The 18,245-nt window shown below is 70.2% G+C and carries 16 protein-coding genes; 5 read left to right on the top strand and 11 right to left on the bottom strand.

The window, feature by feature from the left end:
- Window positions 1-10: 10 nt before the first annotated feature.
- Genes E0W80_RS18375 through E0W80_RS18330 form a run of 10 tightly spaced genes read right to left on the bottom strand, consistent with a single transcriptional unit; the run spans window position 11 to window position 10,570 of the window.
- Window positions 11-535, bottom strand: coding sequence for a hypothetical protein (locus tag E0W80_RS18375; protein ID WP_131494460.1), 525 nt, complete (start codon window positions 533-535; stop codon window positions 11-13).
- 1 nt (window position 536) lies between these two features.
- Entirely contained in the window at window positions 537-1,628 is a 1,092-nt protein-coding gene (locus E0W80_RS18370; RefSeq protein WP_131494459.1) for a C45 family peptidase, read from the bottom strand.
- Entirely contained in the window at window positions 1,625-2,302 is a 678-nt protein-coding gene (locus tag E0W80_RS18365; protein WP_131494458.1) for an FMN-binding negative transcriptional regulator, read from the bottom strand. Before E0W80_RS18365 ends, E0W80_RS18370 begins: the two co-directional genes overlap by 4 nt.
- On the bottom strand, window positions 2,272-3,291 hold the full coding sequence (locus E0W80_RS18360) for a P1 family peptidase (protein WP_240740585.1): 1,020 nt from the start codon (window positions 3,289-3,291) through the stop codon (window positions 2,272-2,274). Before E0W80_RS18360 ends, E0W80_RS18365 begins: the two co-directional genes overlap by 31 nt.
- Window positions 3,288-4,058, bottom strand: coding sequence for an ATP-binding cassette domain-containing protein (locus tag E0W80_RS18355; RefSeq protein WP_131494456.1), 771 nt, complete (start codon window positions 4,056-4,058; stop codon window positions 3,288-3,290). Before E0W80_RS18355 ends, E0W80_RS18360 begins: the two co-directional genes overlap by 4 nt.
- Window positions 4,055-5,050, bottom strand: coding sequence for an ABC transporter ATP-binding protein (locus E0W80_RS18350; RefSeq protein WP_131494455.1), 996 nt, complete (start codon window positions 5,048-5,050; stop codon window positions 4,055-4,057). The genes E0W80_RS18355 and E0W80_RS18350 overlap by 4 nt, the downstream gene beginning before the upstream one ends.
- Complete coding sequence (locus E0W80_RS18345) at window positions 5,047-5,931, bottom strand: ABC transporter permease (protein ID WP_131494454.1); 885 nt, start codon at window positions 5,929-5,931, stop codon at window positions 5,047-5,049. The genes E0W80_RS18350 and E0W80_RS18345 overlap by 4 nt, the downstream gene beginning before the upstream one ends.
- Window positions 5,928-6,893, bottom strand: a complete 966-nt coding sequence (locus tag E0W80_RS18340) for an ABC transporter permease (RefSeq protein WP_131494453.1) — start codon at window positions 6,891-6,893, stop codon at window positions 5,928-5,930. Before E0W80_RS18340 ends, E0W80_RS18345 begins: the two co-directional genes overlap by 4 nt.
- A 1-nt stretch (window position 6,894) precedes the next feature.
- Entirely contained in the window at window positions 6,895-8,505 is a 1,611-nt protein-coding gene (locus tag E0W80_RS18335) for an ABC transporter substrate-binding protein (RefSeq protein ID WP_131494452.1), read from the bottom strand.
- A 37-nt stretch (window positions 8,506-8,542) separates the two neighbouring features.
- Window positions 8,543-10,570 carry a primary-amine oxidase gene (locus tag E0W80_RS18330; protein ID WP_131494451.1) on the bottom strand — a complete coding sequence of 676 codons (2,028 nt, stop codon included), beginning with the start codon at window positions 10,568-10,570 and terminating at the stop codon, window positions 8,543-8,545.
- 141 nt (window positions 10,571-10,711) lie between these two features.
- On the opposite strand from E0W80_RS18330, the gene E0W80_RS18325 reads away from it, so the two are divergent.
- Window positions 10,712-11,731, top strand: coding sequence for a LacI family DNA-binding transcriptional regulator (locus E0W80_RS18325; RefSeq protein WP_165875511.1), 1,020 nt, complete (start codon window positions 10,712-10,714; stop codon window positions 11,729-11,731).
- Window positions 11,728-12,879: a CoA transferase gene (locus tag E0W80_RS18320; protein ID WP_131494449.1), complete on the top strand. Its 1,152-nt coding sequence runs from the start codon at window positions 11,728-11,730 to the stop codon at window positions 12,877-12,879. Before E0W80_RS18325 ends, E0W80_RS18320 begins: the two co-directional genes overlap by 4 nt.
- On the opposite strand, the gene E0W80_RS18315 is transcribed toward E0W80_RS18320, so the two are convergent.
- Entirely contained in the window at window positions 12,876-14,213 is a 1,338-nt protein-coding gene (locus tag E0W80_RS18315) for a PucR family transcriptional regulator (RefSeq protein WP_131494448.1), read from the bottom strand. The genes E0W80_RS18320 and E0W80_RS18315 overlap by 4 nt on opposite strands.
- Before the next feature lie 89 nt (window positions 14,214-14,302).
- Here E0W80_RS18315 and E0W80_RS18310 point away from each other — a divergent pair, with 89 nt between their 5' ends.
- From E0W80_RS18310 to E0W80_RS18300, 3 genes are all read left to right on the top strand, one after another.
- The gene (locus E0W80_RS18310; protein WP_131494447.1) at window positions 14,303-15,628 is read left to right on the top strand and encodes an aminotransferase class III-fold pyridoxal phosphate-dependent enzyme; all 1,326 of its coding nucleotides are present in this window, start codon (window positions 14,303-14,305) and stop codon (window positions 15,626-15,628) included.
- Complete coding sequence (locus tag E0W80_RS18305) at window positions 15,625-16,803, top strand: acyl-CoA dehydrogenase family protein (RefSeq protein WP_131494446.1); 1,179 nt, start codon at window positions 15,625-15,627, stop codon at window positions 16,801-16,803. Before E0W80_RS18310 ends, E0W80_RS18305 begins: the two co-directional genes overlap by 4 nt.
- Window positions 16,800-18,245 (top strand): aldehyde dehydrogenase family protein (locus E0W80_RS18300; RefSeq protein ID WP_240740584.1); only part of this gene is annotated, 1,446 nt, incomplete at its 3' end. The genes E0W80_RS18305 and E0W80_RS18300, both read left to right, overlap by 4 nt.

Below are 18,245 nucleotides of genomic sequence, written 5' to 3'. Positions count from 1 at the left end.
CGGGGGAGGGTCAGGTCGCGACGATCGCGCACATCGCGACGGTCGATACCGCCATGGTCGCGTGGTGGAGCCGATGCGGCCAGGCGCGCTCGGTCCGCAGCGCGACCACCGCGAGGATCACCGTCCCCAGCGCCAGCCCGGCACTCACCAGCAGGGGCATCGTGTCGACGGCTCCGTGCACGTGCGACGTGATGATCGGAGACGCCGCGGGCGACGGGATCCCGGGCATCAGGAGGACGAGCACCGCGGTCGTGATGACGCCGAGAGCCAGATGCGTCGACACCATCGCCTCCGGACGAGCAGTGGGGACCGGCGCCGCCCGGCGCACGGCGGCGAGCACGATCCCGACGATGACGAGCACCGCGAACCACAGCACCGGCGGGAGCAGCGACACCGTCATCACATCGGCCATGCCAGCGAGCATCAGGGCGGCGACGAGGATCTCCGGGCGTCCCGCATCCCGCCGCATGCCGACGAGCGCGCCCAACCCGACCGCGGCGGGGAGGAGTGCGACGACATGGAGGACCGCGTGCACGTCAGCCGGGCACGCGCTCGTCGAGCACACCGACGCGCCGCCACGGGGCCGTGGCGACCTCGGACGGCGGTGCTGCGGCGAATGCGATCGCTCCGTGCGCGACATCGAGCGCCACGGTGAGCTTCGTCTCCCAGCGCAGGTGCTCCGGCTCCTCCGGCCGTGCGCGGACCGAGATCGGGGCGTCCGGGATCGCACCGAAGGCGACCGCCCGCTCACGGTCGTCGACGATGCGGGCGAGGTCGGCCGCGTCGGTCAGACAGCGGTACCGGGGCACGCTCGTCGTCTCGTAGGGGGAGTACTCGCCCGCGGCGAGCGTCTCGTCGAGGAAGTGGTTCGTGTGTGCCAGGGCCTTTCCGCGCGGGGCGGGGAGCACGGCGACTCCCGCGGGTGAGACCTCGACGGCCGCGGCCTCGGGGGTCACGCCATCGAACGACACCACCGTCAGGACGCTGGACGCGGCGAGGGGCACGGACTCGGCGATCGCGACCGCGCCGGCCACGTCGTGCGCCCCGTCGAGCATCATCCGTGCCAGCACGTGCACCGGCACACCCGCCTGCGACCCATCGCTGCGATGGTGGAGGATGTTGAAGTGCACGCCGAGACCGCGGTCGTTGACACCGATCTTGGCCGGCTGCCCGAACTCGGAGAACGTCACGACGCGGGCTCCGGATGCCGCGCGCAGCCGCCGGACGACCGTCTCGTTCGAGAGCGTCTCATGCCAGTCCCACGTCTGCAGTGTGCGTGGAGGATTCGCGTCGTCGGGCACGTAGACGATCGTGGAGCATTCCATCGACGGGGTCATCCGGGCAAGGATCTCGGTGCGGGCGGTGAGCAGATGCACGTCGGTGAGCACCAGCCCACTGCCCTCGGCGACACCACGGAACTCGTCCGCGACCTCGGGCGCGAAGGACTCGACCATGCCCCGGCACTCGTCGGCGATGCTCCTGGCCTGCTCCGCGGAGACTCCGGACTGCTGGAACAGCCGGAGGTACGAGTCGCGCGCCGCGCGCAGCTGCGGTGCCCAGTGCTGGCCGAAGCGGTGGCCCTCTTCGCGCTGGTCGGCGGTTTCGGATGTCCACTCGTGGATGATCATGCTTCTCCTCCGATGCGCTCGACGAGTTCGGCGACGTCTCCGTAGGGGCAGCCTCGGGCGCGTGAGGCGGCGGCCACACGTCGTCTGACCTCGAGCGGCTTGTCCTGGCTGACCTTGAACACCGCGCGCTGCTCGATGATCTCGAAGCGGAACGAGACGATGCCGCCGACGATGCGCTGGAACGTGGGGAGCGAGCTCGTCATGTCCCAGCGCGTGGGCTCCAGACCTTCCAGCTCCTCGACGGTCCGCGTGACGACGTGCATGCCGTCTGCGGAGTCCTCCAGCACGGTCACCCGTGCCGTCAGGTGGACCGCCGCATAGTCCCAGGTCGGGACGTTCGGGTCATCCGCGTACGTCGTGGGCGAGACGTAGTCGTGCGGGCCGGAGAACACCAGGAGCACGGCGTCGCCATCGGAGATGTGCTGCCATTGCGGGTTCTTGCGGGCGACGTGTCCGAGGAGCTCGCCTCCGACGAAGCCTCCGTCATCGGCCAGGCGCTCGATGATGACCGGCGTGTGGGTGACGGTCGGAGCACCGGACTCGCCGCCGCCGTTGGACACGATGAGCGCGAACGGATGTCGCCGGACGAGCTCGTTCACCTCGTGCTGCGACGGGGCGAGGTACTTCTCGAACTCGTACACGGTCAGCCCGCCGCGCAGAGGATCGCGTCCCACGCGGTCTCGCCGGCGAGGGTCGCGACCGCGGTCGAGTTCAGCGAGAGCCGCCCGCGGGAGGACCCGGGGTCGTCGGGCAGCGCGACCTCGTCGGTGGTGAGGGCGAACAGCGTGTCGCCGTCGAGCGGGGTGTGGAACGGCTGGATGCCGCGGTGCATCGAGCTGTGCACCTGGAGTCCGAACTGCTTCAGCTCGACGTCGGACAGCTGCACGTTGGTGACCACGGCCGTGATCGTGGTGTTGCCGGCCATGGAATCCAGAAGCCGTGATTCGCCGATGGCCTCTTCGTAGTCGCGTGCGGGGTGGCGACGTTCTCCGGTCGCGTCGTCGTAGTTGCCGCGGATGATGCGCCCCTCCCGGTCGAGGATCACACCGTAGGGGTTGAGCACCGTCACGACGAGGACCTTCACATCGCCGACCTGGCGGAAGGCGACGCCCTGTCCGGTGAACTCGACACGCGCGGGGTCGACCTTGCCGGACGACGCCGACGCCCCGCCACCGACGCGTCCGACCTCCACGACGCCTTCACGCGCGGCCCGCAGCGCGGCCTTGCCGAGCGCGGCGTCGGGGAACACCGAGTTGTCGCGGACCGAGTAGTCGTAGATGATCGCTCCCGACACCAGCTGGAGCTGGTCGAAGCCGGACCGGTGGTCCACACGCGCGAACAGCTCCTCGGAGACTCCCGCGACGGCGGAGAGCCCGTACACGGACCCGCCGGCGAGGCAGATCGCATGGTTGTAGCCGTAGAGACCGCTCGCACCGACGGCGCCTCCGCGTCGGTCGGTGAAGGTGCGAGCGCCCGCCGGGATCGAGACGACCGTCGCGCCGGTCGGTCCCTCCGCGTACTCGGCGGTCCCGAGGAGGACCCCGGGGAAGTCGTACTCGACCAGACCGCGGTCGGTGCTGTGGACGGGGGAGAGGGCGAAATCGTCGTTGGAGAGGCGCGGCCCGGCGGAAAGGACGGGGGCGAGGCGGTGGGTGTCGGTCACGATGAGAGCTCCTGGAAAAGTTGACGCGAATAGGGATGGCTGGGCAGGTCGTAGAACACGTCGGTCGGCGCGTGCTCGACGATCTCGCCGGCGCGCATCACCGCCACGTGGTGGGAGATGTAGCGGACGGCGGCGAGGTCGTGAGAGATGAACAGGGCGGCGAAGCCGTGCTCGGCCTGCAGATCCTGGATGAGGTTCAGGATCTGCGCCTGCACGGAGACGTCGAGCGCGCTGACCGCTTCGTCGAAGACGATGAACGCCGGACGGGTGACGAGGGCACGGGCCACGCTCACACGCTGCAGCTGACCACCGGAGAGCTGATGCGGTCGGCGGGCGGCGAAGGAGGCGGGGAGCCCGACCTGTTCGAGCATCGCGATGGCACGGTGCTCGACCGCGGGGGTGCGCCGCTCGTGCACGAGGAGCGGTTCGAGGACCGAGGACAGGACGGTGGAACGTGGATCGAGCGCCCAGCGAGGGTGCTGGAGGACCGCTTGCATGCGACCGGCGCGGGAGCGCAGACTGCGGGCGAGCGGCGCGCCTTGGAACCGCACGGTGCCGGTGTCGGGGCGCTGCAGGCCCAGGACCACCGAGCCCGTCGTCGTCTTGCCCGAACCGGATTCGCCGACGAGGCCGAGTGTCTCTCCGGGGGCGACCGAGAACGACACGTGTGCCATCGCCGTGACCGTGCGCCGACTCGCACCGATACCGGAGGAGAAGGCGAGGCTGACGTCGTCGAGCTCGATCGCGGGTGCGGTCGCGTCGCTCATACGATCACCCCTTCGTCCGGCACCAGGCCGGCTCGGCGGTCCGCTTCACCGAGTTCGGCGGCGCGGATGCACAGGCTGTGCCGTGGGGGCACGGGATCGGGGCGGACCACCTGGCACGCGTCGATCCGGTGAGCGCAGCGCGCGGCGAAGGCACATCCCTCGGCCTCGCCATGCAGGACCGGCGGGGAGCCCGGGATGCTGGACAGGCGCTCGCCGCGTCGTGCCCGGGAGGGATCGGTGGCGGCGAGAGCGCGGGCGTAGGGGTGGACGGGACGCCCGAGCACGGCAGCGGCGGGACCGCGCTCCACGACGCGTCCGGCGTACATCACGGCCACCTCGTCGCACCAGCGCGCGACGGCGGGCAGATCGTGGCTGAGCCAGAGGATCGTCGTCTTCTGCTCCCGTGCCTGGGTGAACAGCAGCCGGATGACCTCTTCGCGGACCTGGCTGTCGAGCGCCGCGGTCGGCTCGTCGGCGATGAGCAGTTTCGGCCGGCGACACATCGCCATCGCGATCGCCACGCGCTGCGCCATGCCACCGGAGATCTGGTGCGGGAACAGTCTCACCACCCGCGCGGGGTCGCTGATCCTCATCGACTCCAGCAGCGCGAGCTGCCGGGGCAGGCCGTCGTCGTCGCCGATGGCCCGCAGCACGAGCCTCAGCTGCGCACCGATCCGCATCGTCGGGTCGAGGGACCCGATCGGATCCTGGGCGATGTAGGCGAGCGTGTCGCGGCGGTAGGCGCGCAGCGCATCGTGGTCGAGGCTCCGCACGTCGATGCCGTCGACCTCGAGCTCTCCGCGCACGATCTGTGCGGACTTCGGCTGGAGCCGTCCGATCACGGCGGCGAGGGTGGACTTGCCCGACCCGGACTCGCCGACGATCGCCATCGAACTCCCGGCGGCGACGTCGAGGTCGACGCCGTCCAGCGCGCGGACGGTGGTGGTCCCGGTGAAGTCCAGGGCCAGGTCGCTGATGCGTACGGCGGTCATCGGAGGGACCTCGTCTCTCGCGGTTCGAATCGGTCCCGGAGTCCGTCGCCGATGATGTTGATGCACAGGATCGAGATCACCAGCACGATGCCGGGGATGATGAGGAGTTGCGGCGCCTGTGTCATGTAGAGCATCCCCTGCTGGATGAGCAGTCCGAGAGAAGCCTCCGGTACCTGCACGCCGAAGCCGAGGAAACTCAGCCCGCCCTCGACGAGGATCGCGACGGACAGGGCATAGCTCGCCTGCACGGCGATGGTGCCCGCGATGTTCGGCAGCAGCCGCCGGGCGAAGATCACGGGGGTCCTCACGCCGCTGATGCGCGCCGACACGATGAAGTCGCGGTCGGCGACTCCTCTCGTCGCGATGCGGACGACGCGGGTCATGAGAGGGATCGTGATCACGACGATGCTGATGATCGCGGCGGGCCGACCGGGGCCGATGAGCGCGGACACGAGGATCGCGAGCACGAGCGCGGGGAAGGCGTACAGGACGTCCGCGACGCGCATGACCGCTTCGTTGACGGCGCCTCCGTAATATCCTGCGAGCATTCCGAGGATCGTGCTCACCACCGCGGAGCAGAGGACCGCGATGAGGGAGACCACGAGTGTCGTCGCGGTTCCCTGGAAGAGCCGAGGCAACAGCGAGCGGCCAAGGTTGTCGGTGCCGAGCGGAGCGATCGCGGAGGGGCCCTCGAGGCGCCCGGCGACCGTCGCATCGGTGGAACCGGTCAGGCCGGAGAGAACCGCGATCACGGCGGCGACGACGATCACCCCCAGCACGATCACGGCCGTGCGCAGGACGGCATCGCTGCGTCGCCACGCGCCTCGGGATGACTGTCCGGCCGCGCGGATGCGATGGGCGGCTGTGGGTGCGATGGTCATCGGCGGCTCCCTCCGGTCAGGCGCAGGCGCGGATCCAGCGCGTTGGCGATCAAGTCGACGATGAGGCTCGCGGCGATGAAGACGACCGCGGCGAGGAGCACGGCGCTCTGCACGATCGCGTAGTCGCGTCGACCGAGGGCAGTCTGCAGATACGAGCCCATGCCGGGGATGTCGAAGACGAACTCGACGATCACCGTGCCTCCGAGCAGGACGGCGACCAGTGCCCCCACGATCGTGAGGATGGGAGCCGCCGCGTTGCGCAGCACGTGGTGCCGCACGATGAATCCGGGTGTCTCCCCGCGTGCGACGGCTGCCTGCACGTGCGGCTCGACGAGGACGTTCATGACGGCATCCCTCGTGTTCCGGGCGACCACGGCCACGCAGCCGACGGACAGAACCGTGACCGGGAGCACCAGCGATCCGAAGAAGCGTGCCGGATCGACGGCGAAGGGGGCGAAGCGTCCGAGCGACACCCCGAGACCCAGGGTCGACACGGCGAAGACCACGAGTCCCGCGAGGAGGAACTCGGGGATGCTGATGCCGAGCGCGCTGACGATACGACCCGCCGCGCCGGCCGAACCCTCCGAGCGGAGCGCGGCGATGAACCCGAGCGGGATGCCGACCAGGAGGGTCACGATGATCGTCAGCAACGCGATCGTCGCCGTGACCGGGAGTCTCGCACCGAACTCCTCCGACACCGAGACGTTGGACACGAAGGAATACCCCAGGTCGCCGGTGAAGACGCCGAAGAGCCAGTGGAAGTACTGGGCGACGACCGGATCGTCGAGCCCGGATGCGGCCACCGCCTGGGCCCGCTGCGCCTCGGTGGCGAGCGGACCCAGGACGAGGTCGATGTAGTCGCCGGGCATGAGGCGCACGGAGGCGAAGATCAGCACCGAGACGACGAGCAGCGTCAGCAGCGCGGCGCCGATGCGCCGGAGCGACCACAGAGCGACGGCCATGTCAGTTGGCGCGGAACTCGGTGAGGTAGCGCAGGAAGTTGCCGTAGCCCTCGTCGCTGCTGAGCGTCGGGGACAACGACGCCGTGTTCCAGCCGATGGTGGAGGGGCGCAGCACCAGGGGCACCATCTCGCTCTGCTCGTCGGCGAGTGTGCAGAGGTCCTGGAAGACCGCGGCCCGCTCCTCACCCGGCGCGGTGGTGTACCCGTCCTCGATGAGGGCGTCGAGCTCGTCGCTCCCCTTCATGAAGACCGCGGAGAATCCGGCGACCTCGGGGTTCCACCACGTCGTGACCATGGCGGGATCGGCGTACCCGGCGAACCAGCTCAGCGCGAGGTCGAAGTCCGCGGGGCTGCCGTAGACCTTGGCGGAGTACGTGGCGAAGTCGACCTGCTGGATCTCGACCTTGACGCCGATCTCCGCCAGATTCTGCTGCATCACCTGAGCGATCTGTGCGAGCACCGGCTCGTCGGTGTAGACGAAGAGGTCGAGCTCGAGTCCGCCGACCTCGTCGATCACGGACTTGGCCGCGGCGACGTCCCGGGCCGCGGAAGGCAGATCCTCCGCGCGGCAGGCATCGGGCAGGACGGCGGGGGTGATGCCGGTGGAGGCGGTCGACCCCCCGAACGCGAGCTCGTTGATCGCGTCACGGTCGATGGCGGAGTTGATCGCGAAGCGCACGTCCTCATCCTGCAGCGCCTCGTCGCCGGTGAGGGAGTTGATCATCAGGTAGTGGAAGTCGGTGTTCCGCTGTCCCACCACGGTCACGTCCGCCGCGTTGGCGAGGAGTTCCGCGGAGTCGATCGAGTTCAGCACCGCGAAGTCGGCGGATCCGTCGCGCAGCGCCGCTGCCCGCGTCGCCTCGTCGCCGACGATGTCGACCGTGAGGGTGGAGAAGCCGAGGGCATCGGCATCCGGGTGGTGGACGTTCGGCTCGAACGTCCACTCCTCGTCCTGACGGTGAGCGGTCGCGACGAGCGGGCCCGTGCCGAGCATCTCCGTGGTGATGTCGACCTCGCCGGACTCGATCTCCGCCATCGGCAGGATCGCGGCGGGGGTGTTCGCGAGAGCCGCGAGGAAGGGCGCATAGGGGCTGGACAGCGTGACCGTGACCTCGAGGTCTCCGGTCTCCTCGATCGAGGCGACCGGGCCGAGCTGTCCGGTCCAGGTGGTGGGGATGTCGATCAGCCGCTGGAGGCTGCCGACGACATCGGCGGCGGTCATCGGGCGTCCGTTCGAGAACACGGCGTCATCGGCGAGGGTGAAGACGTACTCGGTGTCGCTCGGAGTCTCCCAGGATGTGGCGAGCTTCGGCGCCACGTCGAGGTTCTCATCGATCGTCGTGAGCGTCTCGTAGGAGAGCCCTTCGAGCATCCAGGAGCGGGCGGTGGCGGCCCCCTGCGGGTCGAGGCCGCTCGCCTCCGCGGTGTCGTAGTCGACCTGGACGACGAGGTCGCCGCCCCCGTCGAACGCCTCATCGGCGACGGCGAGGAAGCCGGGTGCGGCTTCGTCCTGAGTGGGTTCGGTTTCGGGTGAGGCGCCGGCGGCGCACCCGGTGAGGGCGAGGAGGGCGACGGTGGCGACGGCCACCCCCGCACGAGCTGCTTTGTGCATGTCGGTGTTTCCCTTCGGGATGTCGGGCGACGGCCGGTCAGGCGTCGGACGACGACGGGCGGACAGAGAGGTGATGCAGGTGGTGCTCGGTTCGGGCTGTGCCGGCGTCCTCGTGAGCGCAGGCGCAGGCGGTGGGGGAGGCCGGAACGTCGAGGGTCGGGTTCCGGTCGAAGAAGTCGTGGGGTTTCAGCGTGAAGCCGCAGCTGTCGACCGGCATGATGGGCCAGTCCTCCGTGCGCGGGAAGTGCGTGAGGCCGAACGTGTGCCACAGCACCAGGTCTGCGCCGTCCAGCGAGGCGTCCTCGGCGACGAAGGCCGGCAGCCCCTGCTCCGGTGCGCTCTGGTTGACGACGTCGCCGGCGGGATAGCGCTCCTCGGGGTCGTACGCGGTGACCCACAGATCGGCGGTCGCGAAGCGGGCGCGCGAGGCGATCACGGATTCGGGGCGTGCGAGGAGGACGGGCTTCCCCTCCGGTGTCAGGACGTAGGAGGTGGGACGACCGAGCCGGTTCGTGGCCGTCGCGCTGCTCACCCGCCATGTGCGGTCGACCGACGCGTCGGCCCGGCGCCGCCCCTCGAGCTCGCTGTGAAGCCGGGTCCGGGTGAAGCCGATCGCGCTGCCGTGCAGGTTGTCGTCGGAGATCGGGAGCGACCGCACGTCGACTTCGTCGATGACGGCAGGCCCGTCGTCGACCGCCATGTCCAGCCGCGCGCAGAACAGGTGCTGGTGGTACGGCGCCGCGAGCCCCGGGGCCAGCTCGCTCGCGAAGCGGCCGGTGCGCTCGTCATAGGCGGCGGTGAACACGAGTCCGGTGGCCTTGGCCTCGAACTCGATCTTGCCGTCCAGGTAGAAGTACCAGTAGAAGCCGTAGTCGTAGTTGCCCACCGTGACGAAGAACGAGATCACGAGTCGGCGCTGGCGGCGGACGTCGCTCGATCCCGTGAACTGCTCGGTGTGCTTCCACAGCACCCCGGCGTCCTCCTCGTGGACGCAGATCACGTTCGGGAGCACCTTCACGTTGCCGCGGGCGTCGGCGATCGGGACGTCGAGGTAGGTGATGTCGCCGACGCAGTCGCAGCCGAGTTCCAGCGAGTTCGCGAGTCTGCCGAGGAGATACTCACCGGTGTCGAAGTAGTTCTGCCAGAAGCGCACGGGCCCCGGGTCGCCGTAGGGCACCAGCATCTCGGCGATCGAGGCGCGGTGCACGATGGGGCGGACCCGGCCCTCGTCCTCGAATCCGATGCCGTGCAGGATGAGTCCTTCGCGCATGTCGTAGCCGATGCGCAACGACCACTTCTCCCAGGTGATCACGTCTCCCTCGAAGGCGAAGCTCGGTCCTTCGGGCTGGGTGATGACGATGGGCTTCTGCGTGGTCCGCTCCGGGCCGAAGGTGCCGGGCACGTGATAGTCCGCGGTCTCTTGCGGAATCGGCATCGCGCCCACGTCGATGACATCGACCACGGTGCGCGCGGCGACGTCGACGTATGCCACCAGTCCGTCGATCGGATGCGCCCAGGGCATGGTCTGCGGAGTGGGCTGATGGTGTCCGAGCACCCGTGCGAGCCGGCGCCCGCTCTCGCCCTCGATCGGGAAGCGCCCGGCTGACAGCCCGGCCAGAGCGACCGTGCTCGGGTCGTCGATGCCCCGGGCGGCGAGTGCTTCGGCCCAGCGCTCGTCGGCGCCGATCAACTCGCGGATGATCGCGTGCTCCTCCTGGAGCAGGGGGACCTGGCCGTCCTGCTCCGGGTCGATGTCGACGTCCGCGACGATCTCGCCGGTGCCGATGTCGACCGAGAGGGCACGAGCGCGTCCGGTGTCGGTCTCGAGCAGCTGGACACGGGCGCGGCGGGGGACGGGGCGCCCGGCGGCGACCTCGGAGCGGTCCGGCTCATCGAGTCCGACGTAGGCGATCCGCTGCGCCTCCCCCAGTGCGCCGTGGGCACGCAGCGTCTCGGAGACCCGCTGCAGCTCGTCCGCGGAGAGCGTCGCGTACGGCGCACCGGATTCGTCTCCGAGCGGGCGCGAACGCTGGACGTGGTCGGACGGGGAACAGCTGCAGTTCATGGAGTCTCCATCGGATGTGAGTTCGGGAACGTCTGCGTGCCGGAACGTTCCGGCAAAAGTATGCGATGAATGTGTTTCAGCGCAAGACCTGATGTGTTTCGAGTGGATTACGACGTGCTCCGTGTGGTTAGACTCGGCCGCATGCAAGAGCCACGACGGGTCAGATTGATCGACGTCGCACGGCGCGCGGGGGTCGGGAAGACCACGGCGTCCGATGCGCTGAGCGGCGTCGGGCGCGTCTCGCAGCCCACCAGGGAGGCCGTCCTGGCCGCGGCGGCGGAGCTCGGCTACTCGGTGAACACCGCGGCCCGGCATCTGCGCGGCGGCAGCATCGGCACGATCGGCATCGTGCTTCCTGAGGTCGTGTCGCGGTCGGCGTACTACATGGCTTTCACGTTCGGTATCGTCACCAGCGCGGCCGCTCACGACATCGACGTGACGATCGTGAGCCCGTCCGTCTCGTCGGGCCGCTCACGTCCGATCCGTGCCGACGGACTCATCATCGGCGACCCGCTCTCCGGTGACCCCGGGCTGCCGGCGCTGATGGCGTCGGGGATCCCCGTCGTCACCCAGGAGCACCTTCCGGACGACGTCGACGGCGCGCCGGCGGGTGTCGTGTGGTCCTCGCATGAGGCGGGCATGCTCCGGCTCCTCGACGAGATCGATGTCACCGGCGCCCGGCACCCCGTGCTGCTGGTCGCGCCCGACGCCACCGACTGGTCGCGCCAGCTGGTCTCCGGCTATCGGAAGGGGTGTGCGACACGCGGATTCGATCCGGTCATCGCCCCCGTCTCCTTCGAAGCATCGTGGCCCGACGTCAGGGTGGCGACGGAGCGGGTCCTCCAGGCGCATCCGGACACGGACGTGATCATCTGCGGTCCGGACTCCAGTGCGATCGAGGTCGCCGCCGTTCTCGGACGACAGGGGCGGACGGTCGGTCAGGACATCACGGTGGTATCGTGCGTCGACCATCCCTCGCTGCCCTTCCTGACCCCTTCGATCACGTCGATCGATCTGCGGCCTCGAGACTCCGGGGTCGCCTGCGCCGAGCTGCTCATCGACCTGATCGAGGGGCGTGCCGCGCCGGGCACGGACGTCGAGTTCCCGATCTCCGTCGTCGCGCGGGACTCCACCGCCCACCCGCTGCGGGTGCACGCATGACCGCACCGCTCGACGGCATCGTGGTCGCCGATTTCTCCCGTGTGCTCGCCGGGCCCCTGGCGACGATGACGTTGGCCGACCTCGGGGCGCGCGTGATCAAGGTCGAGCGCCCGGGCACGGGAGACGACACCCGGGCATGGGGGCCGCCGTACGCGGAGTCCGGCATGACGACGTACTTCGAGTCCGCCAACCGGGGCAAGGAGTCGGTCACGCTCGACCTCACCGACGCCGGAGATCGCGACAGAGCGCTCGAACTCATCGCCCGCAGCGACATCGTGATCGAGAACTTCCGGCCGGGACTGTTCGCCGCACTGGGATTCGATGAGGAGAAGCTCGCGGCGGCCCATCCGCGTCTCATCTCGGTGTCGGTGAGCGGCTTCGGCCTCGGCGCAGGGGCATCGCTCCCCGGCTACGACTTCGTCGCGCAGGCGGTGGGCGGTCTCATGCACATCACGGGTGAGAACGACGGTGAGGCCATGAAGGCGGGGGTCGCGCTCGTCGACGTGCTCACCGGCAAGGACGCGGTGATCGGCATCCTCGCCGCGCTGCGCCGACGCGAACTCACCGGCCACGGATCGAGGATCGAGGTGAACCTGCTCTCGAGTCTCCAGGCGGCCCTGGTGAACCAGATGTCCGCGCACCTCGGAGCGGGCGCGGAACCGGGCCGGCTCGGAAACCGACATCCGTCGATCGCCCCCTACGAGTCGCTGCGTTGCGCCGATGCGCCGATCGCGGTCGCCTGCGGCAACGATGCCCAGTTCGCGAAGATGGTCACCGCGCTCGGTCGGCCGGAGCTCATCGACGACGAGCGCTTCCGTCGCAACCCGGACCGTGTCGCGAACCGGGAGGATCTCGTCGTGGAGCTGGAGGGCGCGCTGGTCGCGGATACGGCTGCAGCCTGGGCGGAGCGGCTGAACGAGATCGGCGTCGCCGCGGGGGTCGTGAACTCCGTGGGCGAGGGCGTCGAACTCGCCACGCGTCTGGGCCTCGACCCGGTCCGGGAGCTGATCGGGGAGGACGGCCGGCGTTCGCGCCAGATCCGGTCACCGCTCACCTGGAAGCCGGAGATCCCCGTGTCGGTGGCGCCTCCGCCCCGGCTGGGCGAACACGACGCCCGCGTGCGGGCCTGGCTCGACGGCCGCGACTAGACGGATCGATCCCGGATCGCCAACCACAGTTCGGCGGCGACGTCGGGATCGTCCAGCGTGACGCCGAGCAGGCTCTCTGCGGCGGCGATGCGGGGGCGGACGGTGTTGCGATGCACCCCGAGCTCCCGGGCGGTGCGCTCCGCCTGGTGGCGATGCCGGAGATACGACGTCACGGTGCGCAACAGCATCGGGTCCGTCGCCACGAGCAGGTCCGCCCACCCTGCGGCGCGCGACTCCGGTTCGATCACGAGAGCGGTGTCCGGCGCGCGACGGTGCAGGGCCAGCGCGCGAGCGGCCGCGGCGGGGACGTCGTCGAGGGTGACCGGAGCGCTGAGCACTCCGGACCTGGCGGAGGGGTGCTCATCGGGGTCGAGGAGTGCGACGACCACGCCGTCCGACTCGGCCGAGAAGATGCTCGGATCCGGGGCCCCCACGAGGACGCGGAACTCCAACGGCAGGTCGAGGTCGGCGACGGCCGCCAGCGCGCGCGCCGCGGCTGTGTCTCCTCGCAGCGCCAGGGCGGTGAACCACCCTTCGGCTCGTCGGGTGCCGGCCGTCGGCGAGGTGACCAGTCGCAGGAGCGCGCTCGCGGTGAGGGCGAGCTGACGGTCCGCCCGCGCGAGGGGGCGGCCGGCTCCGATGGCGAGGGCCCCGCGCGTGTGCTCGCCGTCCGTGACCGCGTGAGCCACGACCGCGGACCCCTGGGACACGAAGGAGGCGGCCTCGACTCCGGATCGGAGGAGCGATCGCTCGACATCGACCCGCACCGCGGGCAGGAGGCCTTCGAGGGAGGGCGGATGCAGTGTTCCGAGCGACGCCCCCGGTCCGAAGGGGAGCCAGGCCACCCATCCGCCGATCGCCTGCGACATCTGGCGCAGGATCGAGGCGACGGGATCGCGGCCGGCCGCGGCTTGGACCAGTCGCGTGTGCGTGTGGGCGGTGCGCAGCGCCTCATCCTGTCCGCCCCGTCCGGTGATCGACCAGAACGCCCGCGAGACATCGAGGAAGGGCGCTCCGTCCGGGACGGCGAACACCGGGATGCCGAGCGTCCGACATCGGTCGACGAGCGCGGCCGGAGGATCATCCCAGCCCTCGCCGAGGCCGATCCCGATCGCACCGACGTCCTGCGCATCGAGTCGATCCACATAGGCGTCCATCGGTCGACTGCGCAGCGGGATGCCCGTGGTGAGCAGCAGCTCTCCGCCATCCAGGTAGCGGCCGGGATCGTCGAGCTCCGACACGTGCACGCCCGTGATCGTCCGCGCGGCGTCGAACGGCGCGAGCGGGCGCAGCGCGGTGCCCGCCGTGCTGACCAGCTCGCCGAGGGAGACCATGCATCCAGTGTGCGGGATGCACAGTGAGTCTGCCAAGACTGGGCGAAGTGTTCGTCCGCTCAGGCGTCTGAGCTTCTAGCGTCGAGCCCATGACGACTGTTCCTCACCTGCGCACCGAGATCCCCGGACCCCGGTCACGCGAGCTCCATGCCCAGCGCGAAGCCGCCGTCGCCTCCGGCTTCGGCATCACCCTCCCGGTCTTCATCGAGCGAGCCGGCACCTCGACGCTCGAGGACGTCGACGGGAACACCCTCATCGACCTCGCATCCGGCATCGCGGTGACCAGTGTGGGGGCGGCGAACCCGGTCGTGCGCGCCGAGGTCGCCGCGCAACTCGACCGGTTCACGCACACGTGCTTCATGGTGACCGAGTACGAAGGCTTCGTCCGCGTCGCGGAGTGGCTGAACGAGCACACCCCCGGTGACTTCGACAAGCGCACCGCACTGTTCAGCACCGGCGCCGAAGCCGTGGAGAACGCCGTCAAGATCGCGCGGGCCCACACCGGTCGTCCCGCCGTGCTCGTGATCGACGAGGCGTACCACGGTCGATCGCTCCTGACGATGGCGATGACCGCGAAGGAACACCCGTACAAGACGGGCTTCGGGCCCTTCCCCGAGGCCGTGGTCCGCGCCCCCAACGCGAATCCGCTGCGCGGGCAGGGGGCGGATGCGGCCCTCGCCGAGATCGAGCGGCTCATCGCGGAGCACGGCCCGGAGCACTTCGCCGCCCTGGTCGTCGAACCGATCCAGGGCGAGGGCGGCTTCGTCGTTCCGGCTCCCGGGTTCCTCCCCGGCCTCCGCCGGATCGCCGACGCCTACGGGATCGTCCTCGTCGTCGACGAGATCCAGTCCGGACTCGGCCGCACCGGGACGCTGTTCGCGAGCGCGCACGAGGGCATCGCCGGTGACATCACCCTCACCGCGAAGGCGCTCGGAGGCGGCCTGCCGTTGAGCGCCGTCACCGGGCGTGCGGACATCATGGACGCCGCCCATCCCGGCGGGCTCGGCGGCACGTACGCGGGCAATCCGCTGGCGTGCGCGGCTGCGCTCGCCGTGTTCGAGGTGCTCGACGATCCGGGGCTCCTGCCGGGGGTGACCGGCATCGAGCGCTCGATCCGTCGGCATCTCGAGCCCCTGGTCGACGAGCTCGCCGTGGTCACCGAGGTCCGCGGGCGCGGTGCGATGATGGCCGTCGAGTTCGCGGATCCGGGAACGCTCGCCCCTCGTCCCGACCTCGCCCAGCGGGTCGCTGCGGCATGCCATGCGGCGGGGGTGATCGCCCTCACCTGCGGCACGCACGGCAACGTCATCCGGTTGCTCCCGCCTCTGGTGATCGAAGAGGCCGTTCTGGAGGCCGGCCTGGACATCCTGACCGCATCCATCCGCACCGTCGTCGCCGAGGAGGCCGCCGCATGACCGTTCCCGACCTGCTCGACTTCGACGAGCTCCTCACCGAGGACGAACGGGCCACGCGCGACCGCGTGCGCGCTTTCGTCGACACGCGCATCCGCCCCCACATCGCCGACTGGTACGACCGCGCCGTCTTCCCGACCGAGCTCGTCCCGGAGCTCGCCGAGCTGGGCGTGCTGGGCATGCACCTCGACGGATACGGATGCGGCGGCCGCAGCGCCGTCGAGTACGGGATCGCGGCGATGGAGCTCGAGGCGGGCGACTCCGGTCTGCGCACCTTCGTCTCCGTGCAGGGCTCGCTCGCGATGAGTGCGATCCACAAGCACGGCAGCGAGGAGCAGAAGCAGGAATGGCTCCCGCGGATGGCGCGGGGAGAGGTCATCGGCTGCTTCGGCCTCACCGAGCCCAACTCCGGATCCGACCCCTCCAGCATGACCACCTTCGCCCGTCGCGACGGAGACGGCTGGGTGCTCAACGGTGCGAAGCGCTGGATCGGGCTCGCCTCCATCGCCCAGGTCGCGATCATCTGGGCGCAGACGGACGAGGGGGTGCGCGGCTTCCTCGTCCCGACGGACACGGCGGGCTTCGTGGCGACGCCCATCGCCCCGAAGCTGTCGATGAGGGCCTCGATCCAGTGCGACATCACGATGACGGATGTGAGGCTGCCCGCCGATGCCTTGTTGCCGGGGGCGCGGGGGCTGCGTGCGCCGTTCTCGTGCCTGAACGAGGCGCGGTACGGCATCGGCTGGGGGGTGATCGGTGCCGCACGCGACAGCTACGACGCGGCGCTGACATACGCCCGGTCGCGCATCCAGTTCAACCAGCCCATCGCCGCGTTCCAGCTCACCCAGCAGAAGCTGGTCGACATGGCGGTCGAGATCGAGAAGGCGCAGTTGGTCGCCCTGCGACTCGGACGGCTCAAGGACGCCGGGCGACTGGAGCCGCATCAGATCTCGGTCGCGAAGCTCAGCAACACCCGAGCGGCCATCGCGATCGCGCGCGAGGCGAGGACGATCCTCGGCGGCAACGGCATCTCCGGCGACTACTCGCCACTGCGTCACGCCGCGAACCTCGAGTCCGTCCGTACCTACGAGGGCACCGACGAGGTGCACACGCTCGTGCTCGGGGCGCACATCACCGGATTCTCCGCGTTCCGCAGCACCGACCCCGAAGGAGCATGATGGCCACCACGTACGATCTCCGACACTTCATCGACGGGACCTGGGTCACCGGCGAGGGGCCGCTCCTGGTCGATGTCAACCCGAGCCGACCCGGCGATATCGTCGGCCGGGGCCCCGGTGCGTCCGCGGCCGACGTCGACCGTGCCTTCGCCGGTGCACGAGCCGCACTCGACGGATGGCGCCGGACTCCCGCCAGGGCGCGGGCCGCGATCCTGCTGCGAGCGGCCGACATCATCCACGCGAATCGCGAGGAGTGGGGGCGCGAGCTCGCGCGGGAGGAAGGGAAGACGCTCGTCGAGGCGATCGGCGAGACCGGGCATGCCGCGAACATCCTCCGCTTCCACGCGCAGGAGGTCGAGCGTCAGAGCGGCGGCCTGTTCGAGTCGCCGAGTCCCGGAGAGCGCATCCTCGTCATCCGTCGCCCGGTCGGGGTGATCGGGGCCATCACCCCGTTCAACTTCCCGATCTCGATCCCGGCCTGGAAGCTGGCCCCCGCCCTGGTCTGGGGGAACACGGTGGTCTGGAAGCCGGCGACCTTCGTCCCCCTGCTCGCGATGCGGTTCGCTCAGGCGCTCGAGCAGGCCGGGCTTCCGCAGGGCGTCCTGAACCTCGTGAACGGTGACGCCGGCGTGGGGGAGGCCATCGTGTCGCATCCCGACGTGGATGCCGTCACGTTCACCGGTTCCACGAAGGTCGGCAGGATCATCGCCGCGCAGCTCGCCGCCCGCGGCATCCCGTTCCAGGGGGAGCTCGGTGGGAAGAACGCGGCTCTCGTCCTCGCCGACGCCGACCTCGACGTCGCGGTGGAGCAGGTGGCGGTCGGAGCCTTCCGCGCGGCCGGACAGAAGTGCACCGCGACCTCCCGGGTGATCGTGCACGAGGCTGTGGCGGACGAGTTCCTGCGACGACTCGCGATCCGCACCGAGCGGATGGTCGTGGGCGACGCGCAGGACGAGGGTGTCGAGGTGGGCCCCGTGGTCGATGCCCGAGCGCGCGATCGCGTGGCCGCCGCTCTGGTGCGCGCCCGGACCACGGCGAGAGCGGTCGTCGACGCCGGGCCGTACTCCTCCGGTGAGCTCGCCGAGGGGTACTTCATCCCCCCGTCGATCTTCGAGCTGAACGAGGCGGATCCGGGCGAACTGTGGACCGAGGAACTCTTCGGCCCGGTCATCGGGGTCCGCCGCGTCTCGTCCACCGCGGAAGGCATCGCGCTCGTGAACGACAGCGAGTACGGACTCTCGACCGCCGTGTTCACGACCGGACTGGCCGAAGCGCTCAGCGCGATCGAGGACATTCGCGTCGGGGTGGTGCACGTCAACTCGGCTTCGGCCGGCGCCGACCTGCACGTGCCGTTCGGGGGGAGCGGTGCCAGTGCCCTCGGCCCGAAGGAGCAGGGCGGCGCGGCCCGGGAGTTCTACACCGAGACCGCGACGGTGTACCTG

The sequence above is a fragment of the Microbacterium sp. PI-1 genome (genome assembly GCF_004337555.1).
GTDB classification, from domain to species: domain Bacteria; phylum Actinomycetota; class Actinomycetes; order Actinomycetales; family Microbacteriaceae; genus Microbacterium; species Microbacterium aurugineum.
The sequence above is the reverse complement of the archived record's forward strand: the minus strand, read 5'-3'. Positions and strand labels throughout refer to the sequence as shown.